The organism is Pseudomonas sp. UBA4617 (assembly GCF_002386445.1).
In the GTDB taxonomy this organism is placed as follows: Bacteria; Pseudomonadota; Gammaproteobacteria; order Pseudomonadales; family Pseudomonadaceae; genus Aquipseudomonas.
In genome coordinates this window covers 82,158-96,322 of the sequence record NZ_DGIR01000054.1, presented here as the reverse complement: position 1 = coordinate 96,322, position 14,165 = coordinate 82,158, and the positions used below count along the sequence as shown (strand labels likewise).

At 64.1% G+C, this 14,165-nt stretch carries 11 protein-coding genes; 4 read left to right on the top strand and 7 right to left on the bottom strand.

The window, feature by feature from the left end:
- Positions 1 to 274: 274 nt before the first annotated feature.
- From gabD to B4L76_RS22820, 3 genes are all read left to right on the top strand, one after another.
- Entirely contained in the window at positions 275 to 1,717 is a 1,443-nt protein-coding gene (gene gabD, locus B4L76_RS22830) for an NADP-dependent succinate-semialdehyde dehydrogenase (RefSeq protein ID WP_170027787.1), read from the top strand.
- 182 nt (positions 1,718 to 1,899) lie between these two features.
- Entirely contained in the window at positions 1,900 to 3,177 is a 1,278-nt protein-coding gene (gabT, locus tag B4L76_RS22825; RefSeq protein ID WP_225779984.1) for a 4-aminobutyrate--2-oxoglutarate transaminase, read from the top strand.
- Positions 3,178 to 3,313: 136 nt separating this feature from the next.
- Positions 3,314 to 4,567 carry a response regulator gene (locus tag B4L76_RS22820; protein WP_296235343.1) on the top strand — a complete coding sequence of 418 codons (1,254 nt, stop codon included), beginning with the start codon at positions 3,314 to 3,316 and terminating at the stop codon, positions 4,565 to 4,567.
- A 30-nt stretch (positions 4,568 to 4,597) separates the two neighbouring features.
- On the opposite strand, the gene B4L76_RS22815 is transcribed toward B4L76_RS22820, so the two are convergent.
- Positions 4,598 to 5,626, bottom strand: a complete 1,029-nt coding sequence (locus tag B4L76_RS22815; protein ID WP_296235342.1) for a GGDEF domain-containing protein — start codon at positions 5,624 to 5,626, stop codon at positions 4,598 to 4,600.
- A gap of 101 nt (positions 5,627 to 5,727) precedes the next feature.
- Positions 5,728 to 6,912 (bottom strand): delta-9 fatty acid desaturase DesA, encoded by a 1,185-nt coding sequence (gene desA / locus B4L76_RS22810; protein WP_296235341.1) that lies wholly within the window; start codon positions 6,910 to 6,912, stop codon positions 5,728 to 5,730.
- Between the two features lie 147 nt (positions 6,913 to 7,059).
- Here desA and dibA point away from each other — a divergent pair, with 147 nt between their 5' ends.
- Entirely contained in the window at positions 7,060 to 8,955 is a 1,896-nt protein-coding gene (gene dibA / locus B4L76_RS22805; RefSeq protein WP_296235340.1) for a phosphodiesterase DibA, read from the top strand.
- Positions 8,956 to 9,034: 79 nt separating this feature from the next.
- On the opposite strand, the gene B4L76_RS22800 is transcribed toward dibA, so the two are convergent.
- The 5 genes from B4L76_RS22800 to B4L76_RS22780 are packed head-to-tail and all read right to left on the bottom strand — an operon-like array spanning position 9,035 to position 14,145.
- Positions 9,035 to 9,679 carry a methionine ABC transporter permease gene (locus B4L76_RS22800; protein WP_170027793.1) on the bottom strand — a complete coding sequence of 215 codons (645 nt, stop codon included), beginning with the start codon at positions 9,677 to 9,679 and terminating at the stop codon, positions 9,035 to 9,037.
- A complete protein-coding gene (locus tag B4L76_RS22795; protein WP_296235339.1) occupies positions 9,669 to 10,778 on the bottom strand; it encodes a methionine ABC transporter ATP-binding protein in 1,110 nt (369 codons plus the stop codon). Before B4L76_RS22795 ends, B4L76_RS22800 begins: the two co-directional genes overlap by 11 nt.
- Before the next feature lies 1 nt (position 10,779).
- Positions 10,780 to 11,580, bottom strand: coding sequence for a MetQ/NlpA family ABC transporter substrate-binding protein (locus B4L76_RS22790; protein ID WP_296235338.1), 801 nt, complete (start codon positions 11,578 to 11,580; stop codon positions 10,780 to 10,782).
- Positions 11,573 to 12,964 (bottom strand): LLM class flavin-dependent oxidoreductase, encoded by a 1,392-nt coding sequence (locus tag B4L76_RS22785; RefSeq protein WP_296235337.1) that lies wholly within the window; start codon positions 12,962 to 12,964, stop codon positions 11,573 to 11,575. The genes B4L76_RS22790 and B4L76_RS22785 overlap by 8 nt, the downstream gene beginning before the upstream one ends.
- A complete protein-coding gene (locus tag B4L76_RS22780) occupies positions 12,964 to 14,145 on the bottom strand; it encodes an SfnB family sulfur acquisition oxidoreductase (RefSeq protein ID WP_296235336.1) in 1,182 nt (393 codons plus the stop codon). Before B4L76_RS22780 ends, B4L76_RS22785 begins: the two co-directional genes overlap by 1 nt.
- Positions 14,146 to 14,165: the final 20 nt, after the last annotated feature.

Below are 14,165 nucleotides of genomic sequence, written 5' to 3'. Positions count from 1 at the left end.
TGCGTGGATGCGTAAATCGAGCGCCGCCCGCGCGGCGCTCGATCCCTCATGCGCCGACAATGTCACGGCAAGGCCCTCCGGCTTTCACATTTCCTTCCGCTCGATGGTCTAACCTCTAACGACCATTTCGGACAGGCTGTTCAACCATTCGTTCTTTTTTTCGAACAGCCTATTGTCCAACACCCCAGCAGCCGCTTAGCATTCGTTTGAGATTTCAAACGCTCGATGCCCTGCCTTGGGCGCTTTTCAACAATCAACAATTCGGGAAGCCGACATGCAGCTCAAAGACGCTCAGTTGTTCCGCCAGCAAGCCTACATCAATGGTGAGTGGCTGGATGCGGACAACGGCCAGACCATCAAGGTGACCAACCCGGCCACCGGTGAAGTCATCGGTACCGTGCCGAAGATGGGCACTGCGGAAACCCGCCGCGCCATCGAAGCCGCCGACAAGGCGCTGCCTGCCTGGCGTGCCCTGACCGCCAAAGAGCGCTCGGCCAAGCTGCGTCGCTGGTTCGAACTGATGATCGAGAACCAGGACGACCTGGCGCGCCTGATGACCACCGAACAAGGCAAGCCGCTGGCCGAAGCCAAGGGCGAAATCGCCTATGCTGCCTCGTTCATCGAGTGGTTCGCCGAAGAAGCCAAGCGCGTCTACGGCGACACCATCCCTGGCCACCAGCCAGACAAGCGCCTGATCGTCATCAAGCAGCCAATCGGTGTTACCGCGGCTATCACCCCGTGGAACTTCCCGGCCGCCATGATCACCCGTAAAGCCGGCCCGGCCCTGGCCGCTGGCTGCACCATGGTGCTCAAGCCGGCCTCGCAGACCCCTTACTCCGCCCTGGCCCTGGTCGAACTGGCCCACCGTGCCGGCATCCCGGCTGGCGTGCTGAGCGTGGTTACCGGCAGCGCCGGCGAAGTGGGTGGCGAGCTGACCAGCAACTCCCTGGTGCGCAAGCTGTCGTTCACCGGCTCGACCGAAATCGGTCGCCAGCTGATGGAAGAATGCGCCAAGGACATCAAGAAGGTTTCCCTGGAGCTGGGTGGTAATGCCCCGTTCATCGTGTTCGACGACGCCGACCTGGACAAGGCGGTCGAGGGCGCGATCATTTCCAAGTACCGCAACAACGGCCAGACCTGCGTTTGCGCCAACCGTATCTACGTGCAGGACGGCGTCTACGACGCGTTCGCCCAGAAGCTGGCCGCCGCTGTTGCCAAGCTGAAGATCGGTAACGGCCTGGAAGAAGGCACCACCACCGGCCCGTTGATCGACGGCAAGGCTGTGGCCAAGGTCCAGGAGCACATCGAAGACGCCGTCGGCAAGGGCGCCAAGGTGCTGGCCGGTGGCAAGATCATCGAAGGCAACTTCTTCGAGCCGACCATCCTGGTCGACGTACCGAAGACCGCTGCCGTCGCCAAGGAAGAAACCTTCGGCCCGCTGGCGCCGCTGTTCCGCTTCAAGGACGAGGCCGAAGTCATCGCCATGTCCAACGACACCGAGTTCGGCCTGGCCTCGTACTTCTATGCGCGCGACATGAGCCGTGTGTTCCGTGTTGCCGAAGCGCTGGAATACGGCATGGTGGGTATCAACACCGGCCTGATTTCCAACGAAGTGGCACCGTTCGGTGGCATCAAGGCCTCCGGCCTGGGCCGCGAAGGTTCCAAGTACGGTATCGAGGACTACCTCGAAATCAAATACCTGTGCATCAGCATCTGATCGCACGGTAACGGTTTTACCTCTGCCAGCGGGGCGCGAGAGCGACGTCTCGCTGGCCTTTTTGACATCGCAGTACCTGGTGGCCCGGACGTTCACGGCAGTCGATCAACGAATACTGTTCGCTAGCGCATCCAGCCACCCCCGAATAAAAGCGCCATTCAGAACGGCGCAATGAGGGCATTATGAGCAAGACCAACGAATCCTTGATGCAACGTCGTGTCGCCGCCGTCCCACGTGGCGTTGGCCAGATCCACCCGATCTTCGTCGATACCGCGAAGAACTCGACCGTGATCGACGTTGAAGGCCGCGAACTGATCGACTTCGCCGGCGGCATCGCAGTACTCAACACTGGCCACCTGCACCCGAAAGTGGTTGCGGCCGTGCAAGAGCAGCTGACCAAGGTCAGCCACACCTGCTTCCAGGTGCTGGCCTACGAACCCTACGTAGCGCTGTGCGAGAAGATCAACAAGCTGGTCCCGGGCAACTTCGACAAGAAGACCCTGCTGGTCACCACGGGCTCCGAAGCGGTGGAAAACGCCGTCAAGATCGCCCGTGCCGCTACCGGCCGCGCTGGCGTCATCGCCTTCACCGGCGGCTACCACGGCCGCACCATGATGACCCTGGGCCTGACCGGCAAGGTCGTGCCGTACTCCGCTGGCATGGGCCTGATGCCGGGCGGCATCTTCCGTGCCCTGTTCCCCAGCGAACTGCACGGTATCAGCGTTGACGACGCCATCGCCTCGGTCGAGCGCATCTTCAAGAACGACGCCGAGCCGCGCGACATCGCCGCGATCATCCTCGAGCCGGTACAAGGCGAAGGCGGCTTCCTGCCAGCGCCGAAAGAGCTGATGCAGCGCCTGCGCGCCCTGTGCGACCAGCACGGCATCCTGCTGATCGCCGACGAAGTACAGACTGGTGCTGGCCGTACTGGCACCTTCTTCGCCATGGAACAGATGGGCGTGGCGCCTGACCTGACCACCTTCGCCAAATCCATCGCTGGCGGCTTCCCGCTGGCCGGTGTGTGCGGCAAGGCCGAGTACATGGACGCCATCGCCCCAGGCGGCCTGGGCGGTACCTATGCCGGTTCGCCGATCGCTTGCGCTGCCGCCTTGGCCGTGATCGAAGTGTTCGAAGAAGAGAAACTGCTGGACCGCAGCAAGGCTGTCGGTGAGCGCCTGACCACTGGCCTGCGCGAAATCCAGAAGAAGTACCCGATCATCGGCGACGTGCGTGGTCTGGGCTCGATGGTCGCTGTGGAAGTCTTCGAGAAAGGCACTCACACGCCAAACGCTGCCGCTGTTGGCCAGGTTGTGGCCAAGGCCCGCGAGAAGGGCCTGATCCTGCTGTCCTGCGGCACCTACGGCAATGTCCTGCGGATCCTGGTTCCGCTGACCGCCGAAGACGCGCTGCTGGACAAGGGCCTGGCCATCATCGAAGAGTGCTTCGCTGAAATCGCCTGATGTGACGCGCTGCAGAAAAAACCCGCTTCGGCGGGTTTTTTTATGCCCGCAACGTCCACGGTGGCGCTATCGTTGTGGGCAGGACTCGCTTGGCAAGCTGCAAGGACTGAATCAGGGATTTTCAGGAGTTTTGGCGATGAACGCTGCGCACCCCTCCCCACCCAGTGTACTGATCGTCGAAGGTGACCCCTGGGTACGCGACATGCTCAGCGAAATGCTGCTTAGCGTGCGCTGCGATGCCCGCCTGCAGGTGTGCGCCGATGGCGAGCAGGCGCTGAGCGCGCTCTCGAGCAAGCCCGACCTGATCATCGCCGCGCGTGAACTGGCCGGTGTCGATGGCCTCGACCTGTTGCGCAAGGTCCGCGCCAGGGGGCCGGGGTTGCCGTTCATCCTCATGAGCAACCGCAGTGACAGCGCAAGCGTGCATGAGGTCCTGCCCCTGCATCCGACCGCATACCTGAGCAAACCGCTGAACCTGGACAATTTGCGCAAGCGCCTGGAAGAGCTGTTGCTCTCCGTTGACGAAGAGGTCGCCTGCCCGCCGCCAGCCTTGCAGGCGGGTGCCAGCCTGCCGGCGTACCTTGAGCAACGTCGCGCCAGCGCCGATGGCGGGCCGCTGATGGCCGATGTGCAGGCGGCGCTCAAGCGCGCGCTCAACCCACAAGGCCTGAACCTGAAAGTGCTTGAAGAGGAGCTGCATGACGACCCGCAGATCACCGCCGTTCTGATCGCTGCGGCCAACAGCGCTGCGCTGCACCGGGAAGCACCGGTGCAGACGTTGTTGCAGGCCTTGAACAAGCTTGGCAGCACACAGAGCATGAACCTGGTCCTGGGGATGACTCTGAAACGCAGTGCCCGCCTCAGCGACCCGTTGCTGACGAAGCATGCAGCTCGGTATTGGAACCTTTCGCTGCATGCTGCCGAATATGGCCGTACCTTGGCACGTATGCTCGAACTGGACGAAGGGCGTTGCTACTGCGCAGGTTTGCTGCATTGCCTGGGCGACCTGGCAGTGCTTCGTTGCCTGCAGGAGTGGCGGCTGGCTGGGGGCGAGCTGGATGAGGGCCAGGTGCAGCGGTCGCTCGACGAGTTTGGAGCTGCGTTCGGCTCGGCGCTGCGCACCCGCTGGCGGTTGCCATTGGCATTGCGCGAGCTGATTGCGGCCATCTACCAGCTGGGTGGCGGGGTGTATTCGCGGGAGATCCTGGCCATGAACCTGGCTGGGCAGTTGGCGCGGCTGCCGGCCGGGCTGGGGCTGGACAAGGTGGCCGACAGCAAGACGGCGCGTTTGCTGAAGGTTGGCCTGCCGGAGCTGAGCCGGTTGCGCAAGGCGGAGAACCCGGAGGCGAAGGCGCAGGAACAGCCGCCGACGGCTGAGGGCTCCAGCTGAGGTTCAGGAGCCGCCAAGCGGCGCCACGGCTCAGGCGCGCACGATCTGGTTCTTGCCCTGGCGCTTGGCCTGGTACATCGCCGCGTCGGCTCGCGCATACAGGCTGTCCAGCGCCACATCTTCATCGGTCAATGCGGTCACCCCCTGGCTCACCGTCACGCCGTAGGTCTGCTCGCCATGGCTGAAACTCAAACGCTGGATATGCCGCTGCAAACGTTCGGCAATCTGCTCGGCCACCAGGGCGTTGCAGCCAGGGAACACCGCCGCGAATTCCTCACCACCAATGCGCCCGAACAGGTCACCACGGCGTAGCACGGCCTTGCCGCTGTCGGCGATGCGTTGCAACACCTGGTCGCCTTCCTGATGGCCGTAACTGTCGTTGATGCGCTTGAAGTCGTCGATGTCCAGCAGCAGGAAAGCCAGCGGCGTGCCTTCGTCGCGTGCGCTATCGAAGGCCTGCTGGGCGCATTCGAAGAAATGCCGGCGGTTGCTGCTCTGGGTCAGCACGTCGGTAGTGGCCAACCGCTGCAGTTCGCCTTCGAGTTGCTTCTTTTCGGTGATGTCCTCGGCAATGCCGACGATGATTACCCGGTCACCATCGCGTTGCTGGTTGATGTAGCACTTGTCACTCAGCCAGCGCACCTGGCCATCGGCGTTCAGGATGCGGTACTCGCGGTCTTCTACCGAGCCCTTGACCAGCACCTGGGCCAGACTGCGTTCGGCGAATTCCAGGTCGTCGGGATAGATGCTGTCGCGCCACTCGTTGTAGTCGGCCAGTACCAGGCTGGCGGGGCGGCCGAAGATGCGTTCATAGGCGGGGCTGACGTACAGCACCTGACGGGTTTCCCAGTCGAAGGCCCACAGTACCGCATTGACGCTGTCGAGCAGCGCGCTGAACAACTGCTCACGCTCGCTCAGGCGAGCAACCTCGCCTTGGGCGTGAAGCAGCGCAAGCAAGGTCTGGGCGGCCTCGGGAGGTTGGGTGCCGGGCAGTGTCGTTGGAATGTTCTTGGCCATGTGCACGAAGCAGGTCTCGACGTGAAAGCGTGCGGCCAGCATCCGGCCCGCCACGCGGGGCGATGTGCCAGATTCGAGTGGAAGCGACGGGGGGAAGTTCCGGGCGGCACGCCCTGCCAGGAGGGCGTGCCGATCAACGGTGGTCAGGCGCCGGTCGGGCGCAGCGAGTAGGTCTTGAGTTGCGCCGCGAAGTCGCGCAAGGCATGGATACCGCTGGTTTCGGCCTCGTGGACCCAGTCTTTCATGGCGGCCAGCATGTCGTGGCCATTGGCGCTGGTGCGCGCCCAGATTTGCTGCAACGCCAGGCGTTTTTCGTAGATGGTCTTCAGCGCCTGGCTGTGTGCGAGCATCGACTCGATACGTACATGGTGACGGTCCTGCAGCAGGCTGGTCTCGCGCGACAGCAGGCGCTTGGCGCGGCGGAAATGGTGGCGCACCGAGGCATCGACGCGGGCCAGTTCCTGCTTGACCAGCGGGCCGATCACCAGCTTGCGGTATTGGGCCATGATCTGGAAGCGGTTGTTGAGGATCGCCATGGCAGTATCCATGTCCAGGCTGGCCTTGCCGGCCACCCGGTGGGCGATGGGCGCCACGCGTTGGACCTTGGCCAGGCGCAGCAGGCAGAACAGGCGGATCCACGCCCAGCCCATGTCGAACTCCCAGCGCCTGACCGACAGCTTGGCCGAGTTGGGATAGGTGTGGTGATTGTTGTGCAACTCCTCGCCACCGATGAGGATGCCCCATGGCACCAGGTTGGTGGCGGCATCGCGGCATTCGAAGTTGCGGTAGCCAAGGGCATGGCCCAGGCCGTTGACCACCCCGGCGGCCCAGAACGGGATCCACATCATCTGCACCGCCCAGATGGTGATGCCGATGGTGCCGAACAGCAGCAGGTCGATTACCGCCATCAGCGCGATGCCGCCCAGCTTGTAGCGCGAGTAGAGGTTGCGCTCGATCCAGTCGTCCGGGCAGTTCTTGCCGTAGATGCGCAGGGTTTCCGGGTTGCGCGCCTCTTCCCGGTACAGCTCGGCGCCCTTGCGCAACACCGTGCCCAGGCCCTTGTACACCGGGCTGTGCGGGTCTTCGGGGGTTTCGCACTTGGCGTGGTGCTTGCGGTGCACGGCGGTCCATTCGCGGGTGTTCTGGGCCGTGGTCAGCCACAGCCAGAAACGGAAGAAGTGCTTTAGCACGCCGTTGAGCTCCAGGGCTCGGTGCGCGGAGTAGCGGTGCAGGTAGACCGTGACGCTGACAATGGTCACATGGGTCATCAGCAAGGTGATGCCGACCAGTTGCCAGGCCGACAAGTCGAGCAGGCCGTTGTACCACATAGGTGCAGATACCCTCGAAATGCAGGGGGAAGGGGGTGATTATCCCTTGGTGAGGAAATAAAGCCAGTCAACCGTTCAGATAGGAAGTCACGACATGTTTCAGCCTTTATAATGCCCCTTCCTTTCTGATGGGCTATCGCACCCGACATGTCTGTTTCCGTTCGCGACGCCTTGCGCATGGCTGCGCTGTATGTGGTGCTATCGGTCCTCTGGCTGACGCTCGCCGAGGTGGTGCTGCAGAGCATGACCGACGACCCACTGGCACAGACCGTGGGGCGACAGATCAACGTGGTGGTCTGGGTACTGTTCAGTGCCTTGCTGATTTATGTGTCGCGGGTGCGCCTGCTCAACTTCATCGGCCGTGGCGCGCGTTTGCGTTGCGAAGACCGCGAGCGGCTACGCATGGCTGCCGCCGTGTTCGACAGTACCCTGGAAGGCGTGCTGGTGACCGACCGCCAGGGCCTGATAGTGCACGTCAACCGGGCCTTCATGCGCATTACCGGCTACCAGCAGGATGAGGTCATCGGCCAGCGTCCGAACAAGTTCAAGTCGGGCCGCCATGGCCTGGCGTTCTATCAGCAGATCTACGCCACCCTGGCGGATAGGGGCGAGTGGAGCGGCGAAATCTGGAACCGGCGCAAGAGCGGCGAAATCTACCCGCAATGGCAGACCATCTGCGCCATTCACGACGACGAAGGTGAACTCAGCCACTACGTGGCGGTGTTCAGCGACATCAGCGCGATCAAGCATTCGGAACAGGAGCTGGCCTACCTGGCCCACCACGACCCGCTGACCGGCCTGCCCAACCGCCTGCTGTTCACCGACCGGGTCGGGCAGGCCCTGACCGCAGCTCAGGCCAACAAGCGCGGCTGTGCCCTGCTGTTGCTGGACCTCGACCATTTCCAGAGCATCAACGACGGCCTTGGCCACACCATTGGCGACCAGTTGCTCAAGCTGGTGGGCGAGCGCCTCGGCGAGGTGCTGGGCAGCGGCGTGACCCTGGCGCGACTGGGGGGCGACGAGTTCGGGGTGCTGGCCGAGAACTGCCAGCAGGTCGGCCAGGCCGGCAAGCTGGCACAGGGCATCATCGAGCGCATGCGCGAGCCGTTCCTGTTCGAGGGGCATCGCCTGTTCATCAGTGTCAGCGCGGGTATCAGCCTGTTCCCCAGCGACGCCCTGAGTGCCGAGCAATTGCTGCGAAACGCCGACTCGGCCTTGTACAAGGCCAAGAGCAACGGGCGGGCCTGCTATGCGCTGTACACCGAAGAGCTGACCGCCCACGCCCAGCACCGGGTCGAAACTGCAGGTGAACTGCGCCGGGCGCTGGAGCAGGACGAGTTACGGGTGTTCTACCAGCCGGTACACGACCTGGCGAGCGGCCGCCCGGTCGGGGTCGAAGCACTGGTGCGCTGGCAGCACCCGCAGCGCGGCCTGGTGCCGCCGGGCGAGTTCATCCCGATTGCCGAGCGCACCGGGCTGATCGCCGAGATCGACGCCTGGGTGCTGCGCCAGGCATGTCGGCAGATGGTGCAATGGCAAGGTCAGGGCCGGCAGCTGGCGTTCGTGGCGGTGAACATTTCCAGCCGTCTGTTTGGCCAGCATGAGCTGTACCAGCAGGTGGCCGAGGTGCTGCACGAAACCGGCCTGGCCCCGGCCTTGCTGGAGCTGGAGGTGACCGAGAGCGCGGTGATGGAGGACCCGGAGGTGGCGCTGGAGCAATTGCATCGCCTGCGTGAGCTGGGCGTGACCCTGGCCATCGACGACTTCGGTACCGGGTATTCATCACTGCTGCGGCTGAAGCGTCTGCCGGTGCAGAAGCTAAAGATCGATCAAGGCTTTGTCGCCGGGTTGCCGCAGGACGAGGACGATATCGCGATCGTCCGGGTGATCATCGCCCTGGCTCGCAGCATGGGCATGCAGGTGCATGCCGAGGGTATCGAGCAGGCCGAGCAGGCCAGCTTCCTGCTTCAGGAGCGGTGTCAGCTGGGGCAGGGGTACTGGTTCGGGCGGCCGGTGCCGGCTGCGGATTTACCTTGGCTGTAGGTCTTCAGCGCATTTGAGATCGAGCGCCGCCTGCGCGGCGCTCGATATCCCAGGCGCCACAGCTATCACGCTTGGCACTTCAGCGCTTGTTCAAGCCCTTCGCCAGGCGGTCCCCACCCAGCTGGATCAATGCCACCAGCGCCACCAGCATGGCAATCACGGTCAGCATGATCTGGCTGTCGAAACGCTGGTAACCATAGCGGTAGGCAATATCCCCCAGGCCCCCGGCGCCGATCGCGCCGGCCATGGCCGAAGAGTTGATCAGCGTCACCAAGGTAATGGTGAACCCCCCCACGATTCCCGGCAGTGCCTCGGGCAACAACACATGCCAGACGATGTGCCAACGCCGACAACCCATGGCCTGCGCCGCTTCGACCAGGCCATGGTCGACTTCGCGCAGGCTGACCTCGGCAATCCGTGCGAAGAACGGCGTGGCGGCAATGGTCAGCGGTACCACTGCCGCCCACACGCCGTAGGTAGTGCCTACCACCAGGCGGGTGAAGGGGATCAGCGCGACCATCAGGATCAGGAACGGGATCGAGCGGAACAGGTTGACGAAAGCGCCGAGCACCCGGTTCAGCACGGGGGCCTGGAAGATCCCGCCCTTGTCGCTGGTTACCAGCAATACTGCCATCGGCACCCCTGCCAGCAGGGCGATCAACGACGACACGCCGACCATCAACAACGTATCGAGCAAGCCTTCGAGCAGGCGATCAAACCACATGGCCTAGTACCTCCACGTCCTCGGCCCAGCGGCGGGCGCGTTCCAGCAATTGATGTGGGACGTGCGGCGAGTGCTGCACCGACAGGATCAGCTGCCCCAGGGCATGCTCGCCGATGATTTCCACGCCACCCTGCAGCAGGCGCACGCGGCCGCCCAGGTCATTGAACAGGGCCGACAGTTCCGGCTCGCCGAGCACAGTCAGCTTCAACACCACGGCACTGTCGTGGCTCGCCGGAGTCGCTTGCAGGCTGGCCTGCAACGCCGCAGGCAGCCTGGCCTGCAAAGGCGCGAGCAGGGTCCGGGTGACCTCGTGGCGCGGGGCGCCGAATACCCGCCAGACTTCGCCCTGCTCGATCACTTCACCGCGCTCGAGTACCACCACCCGGTGGCAGATGTCGCGGATCACTGCCATCTCGTGAGTGATCAGCACAATGGTCAGGCCCAGGCGCTGGTTGATATCGCGCAGCAGCTCGAGGATCGACGTGGTGGTTTCCGGGTCCAGCGCTGAGGTGGCCTCGTCGCACAGCAGGATCTCGGGGTCATGCACCAGCGCCCGGGCGATGCCGACCCGCTGCTTCTGCCCGCCGGACAGCTGCGCCGGGTACACGTGGTGTTTTTCCTGCAGGCCTACCAGTTCCAGCAGTTCACGCACTTTGCGTTGGCGCTCGGCCTTGGCTACGCCGGCCACCTTCAGTGGCAGCTCGACGTTCTGCCACACGGTCTTGGCCGACATCAGGTTGAAGTGCTGGAAGATCATGCCGATACGCCGACGCAGGGCTACCAGCTGGTCTTGGTGAAAAGGCGCGATGTCCACCTGGTCGATCAGTACCCGGCCCTGGCTGGGCTGTTCCAGCCGGTTGATAGTACGCAGCAGCGATGACTTGCCGGCACCACTGCGGCCGATGATGCCGAAGATCTCGCCATGGCGGATATTCAGATCGATGCCGCGCAAGGCCGGTTGCGCCTGGCCCGGGTAGGTCTTGCCCAGGCCGATGAAGCGCACGTGGGCCTGATTGACCTCCGGGCGCAGGGCCTGTTCCTTGGCCGTCGCTGGTAGTGATTGTGTGGTGGGCGCCCGGAGCGCGCTGGCCTGGCTCATGTCAGCCCTCCCAGCCGGCCTGGTAAAGCTTGCCGTGGGCCTTGTCGAGGGCCGCGCGCACCGCTGGCGAATGCTGGTAGATGTCGACGAACCTGGCCAGGCGCGGGTCGTCCTTGCTTTGCGGGCGAATGACGAACTGGATGACGTATTCCTTGTTCTCCAGGCCGTCGAACAGCAGCGCCGAGCCAGCGTCGAAGCTGTTCGCCAGGCGGATATATGCCGGGTAGCCCTGCACCAGATCGGCGTCGTCATAGGCTCGTACCAGTTGTACCGCCTCGACCTGGAGGATCTTCAGGTTCTTCGGGTTGGCGACGATGTCGGCCTCGGTGGCTTTGTAGCCCACTCCCGGCTTGAGGCTGATCAGGCCAGCCTTGGCCAGCAGCTGCAGGCCACGGCCGCTGTTGATCGGGTCGTTGGCGATGGCCACGCTGGCGCCTTCGGGCAGGTCGGCGAAGCTTTTGTACTTTTTCGAGTACAGGCCGACATTGTTGATGATGCCGGAGGCGTAGGGCACCAGGTTGAAACCTGCGGCAGCCTTGGCGTTCTCCAGGAACGGGATGTGCTGGAAATAGTTCACGTCGATGTCGCCGCTATTGAGGCTGACATTCGGCGCGATCCAGTCGCTGAACTCGATCAGCTTCACTTCCAGGCCTTGTTTGTGTGCTTCTTCCACGGCCGCTTCCAGTGGTATGGCGAAGGCGGCAGTGGTACCGATCTTCAGCGGTTCGGCGGCCAGGGCGCTGGCGCACAGGCCGAGGCTGACGGCGATGGCCGCGACGGGCCGGAACAGTTTCTCAAGCATGGTGCAGGGCTCCAGTCGTGGTAGGGGTAGAGGCAAAGCGGTAAGCCGAGCCAGGATGGTCGGCGGGCAGGTACGGGTGGTCGGCCTGGAACAGCTTTTCGCGCAATGTGCCTTCGGCGTAGGCGGTCTTGTAGCGGCCACGCTGCTGCAGTTGTGGGATGACCAGGTCGATGAAGTCCTCGAAGCTTTCCGGGGTGACGGTGCGGGTCAGGTTGAAGCCGTCCAGGCCGGTTTCATCGATCCAGGCGATCAGTTGCTCGGCCACTTGCTCCGGCGCGCCAACCAGGGTCACGTAGCGACCACCCAGGGCGTGCTGCTGCAACAGGCGACGTCGGGTCCAGGCGTTGTCCTGCAACTGGCGCGTGGCGGACTGGATGGCGTTGCCCTGGCGGAAGGCGATCGGTTCATCCAACTCGAAGGCGGCAAAGTCGATACCGGTGGAGGCTGCGAAATGCGCGACCCCGGCCTCTGCACTGGCATGTTGCAGGTACTCGGCGTGCCTGGCCTGGGCCTGTTGCTCGGTGGCCGCGACGATCACCGTGATGCCCATGAACACCTTGACCGCTTGCGCGTCGCGCCCAGCGGCCTGGGCGGCGGCACGCACCTTGTCGACCTGGGCGCGGGTGGCGGCTTTGTCCTGGCCACTGATGAACACGCATTCGGCATGATTGCCGGCGAAGGCCAGGCCTCGCGGTGAGCTGCCGGCCTGGAACAGCACCGGCGTGCGCTGCGGCGACGGTTCGCTCAGGTGGTAGCCCTCGACCTGGTAGAACTCGCCTTGATGGCGGACCTTGCGCACCTTGTCGGGCCGCGCGTAGATGCGCTGCTGGCGGTCGGCGACCACCGCATCGTCGGCCCAGCTACCCTCCAGCAGTTTGTACAGTATCTGCAGGTATTCGTCGGCCTGGTCGTAGCGGCGGTCATGTTCGGGTTGCTGGGCCAGGCCCATGGCCCGGGCGGCACTGTCGAGGTAGCCGGTGACGATGTTCCAGCCCACCCGGCCATTGCTCAGGTGGTCCAGGGTGGAAAGGCGCCGGGCGAACAGGTACGGCGCCTCGTAGGTGAGGTTGGCGGTAAGGCCGAACCCCAGGTGGCGGGTGACGGCGGCCATGGCCGAAACCAGCAGCAGCGGGTCGTTGACCGGCAGCTGGATCGACTCCTTCAGGGTGACATCCAGCGACTGGCCATAGATATCGTAGGTGCCGACGATATCGGCAAGGAACAGCCCGTCGAACAGGCCGCGTTCCAGCAGCTGCGCCAGGTCGGTCCAGTAGTCCAGGGTCTTGTACTGGGTCGAAGTGTCCCGTGGGTGGGTCCACAGGCCGTGGTTGATGTGCCCGATGCAGTTCATGTTGAAGGCATTGAGCAGGATCTGCCTGGCCATCAGATGGTCCCCCGACGTGGCGGGTTGGCATCGTTGAGGTAGTAATTGCCGATGGCGTGGTATTTCCAGCGTACCGGGTCATGCAGGGTGTGCACGCGGGCGTTGCGCCAGTGGCGATCGAGGTTGTGTTCGGCCAGGGTGGCCTGGCTGCCGCTCAGTTCGAACAGCGTCGTGCCGGCTGCCAGGGCTATCTCGGTGCTGATGGCGCGGGCTTCGGCCACGGCGATGGAAGCAGCGGCAACCTTGGCGGCGGTGCTGTCGTCGCGGGCGCGGTCCAGGTACTCGCCGGCACGCTCCAGCAGGGCTTCGGCGGCGTGCAGACGGATCGCCAGCTGACCGAAGCTTTTCAGCGTCAACGGATCATCGCTGGCCTTGTCCAGGCCGGAGTCGACCCACGGCCGGCTACGGCTGCGCACGAACTGCAAGGCGTCTGCATAGGCGGCGCGGGCAATACCGGTGTCGATCGCGGCATGAAGAATCTGCGCTAGCGGGCCAACCGGGGTGGGGCGCTCGAAGGCGCTCTGGAACGGCACCACGTCGGCGGCGCTGACATAGACGTTGTCGAACACAACCGAGCCGCTGCCGGTGGTGCGCTGGCCGAAACCGCTCCAGTCGTCGATCACCTGCAGGCCCTGGCTGTCGGCCGGAACGAACGCCAGGTGCTGCACGCCGTGCTCGTCGACCACCGAGGTGGGAATACGCTGGGCGTAGATGGCCCCGGTGGCGTAGAACTTGCGGCCATTGATGCGGAAACCGTCTCCGTCACGGCTCAGGCGGGTGGTACGGTCGTTGGCGGTCTTGGTGCCCAGTTCGGCCAGGGCGTTGCCGAAGCGACGGCCAGCCAGTACTTCGCCATACAGGCGCTGCTGCTGTTCGGGCGAGCCGTTCACCCGCAGCACTTCCAGGGCGTAGAAGTGGTTCTGCGGGATCTGCCCGAGCGAGCCGTCGGCCTGGGCGATGCGGGCGATGACCTTGGCCAGGGTGACATTGGACACGCCGGCACCGCCGAAGGCCTTGGGCACGCTGATCGCCCACAGCCCGGAGCGGGTGAACAGCTCCAGCTCGGCGTGCGGCAGGCGGCGTTCACGGTCGCGCTGGGCGCTGTCGCGGCGCAGTTGCCGGGCGATGTCTTCGGCGACGGCCAGGGCGTGGCCATCGTTGGTAATGATGGTTGTGGTCATGGTGTTCTCCGGGCTATTGG

What these genes read in the sequence shown, in the direction of transcription:
- B4L76_RS22785 (WP_296235337.1), bottom strand. Translation starts at nt 12,964, where the DNA reads ATGGCCAGGCAGATCCTGCTCAATGCCTTCAACATGAACTGCATCGGG.
- gabT (WP_225779984.1), top strand. Translation starts at nt 1,900, where the DNA reads ATGAGCAAGACCAACGAATCCTTGATGCAACGTCGTGTCGCCGCCGTC.
- B4L76_RS22780 (WP_296235336.1), bottom strand. Translation starts at nt 14,145, where the DNA reads ATGACCACAACCATCATTACCAACGATGGCCACGCCCTGGCCGTCGCC.
- desA (WP_296235341.1), bottom strand. Translation starts at nt 6,912, where the DNA reads ATGTGGTACAACGGCCTGCTCGACTTGTCGGCCTGGCAACTGGTCGGC.
- B4L76_RS22800 (WP_170027793.1), bottom strand. Translation starts at nt 9,679, where the DNA reads ATGTGGTTTGATCGCCTGCTCGAAGGCTTGCTCGATACGTTGTTGATG.
- gabD (WP_170027787.1), top strand. Translation starts at nt 275, where the DNA reads ATGCAGCTCAAAGACGCTCAGTTGTTCCGCCAGCAAGCCTACATCAAT.
- B4L76_RS22820 (WP_296235343.1), top strand. Translation starts at nt 3,314, where the DNA reads ATGAACGCTGCGCACCCCTCCCCACCCAGTGTACTGATCGTCGAAGGT.
- B4L76_RS22795 (WP_296235339.1), bottom strand. Translation starts at nt 10,778, where the DNA reads ATGAGCCAGGCCAGCGCGCTCCGGGCGCCCACCACACAATCACTACCA.
- B4L76_RS22790 (WP_296235338.1), bottom strand. Translation starts at nt 11,580, where the DNA reads ATGCTTGAGAAACTGTTCCGGCCCGTCGCGGCCATCGCCGTCAGCCTC.
- B4L76_RS22815 (WP_296235342.1), bottom strand. Translation starts at nt 5,626, where the DNA reads ATGCTGGCCGCACGCTTTCACGTCGAGACCTGCTTCGTGCACATGGCC.
- dibA (WP_296235340.1), top strand. Translation starts at nt 7,060, where the DNA reads ATGTCTGTTTCCGTTCGCGACGCCTTGCGCATGGCTGCGCTGTATGTG.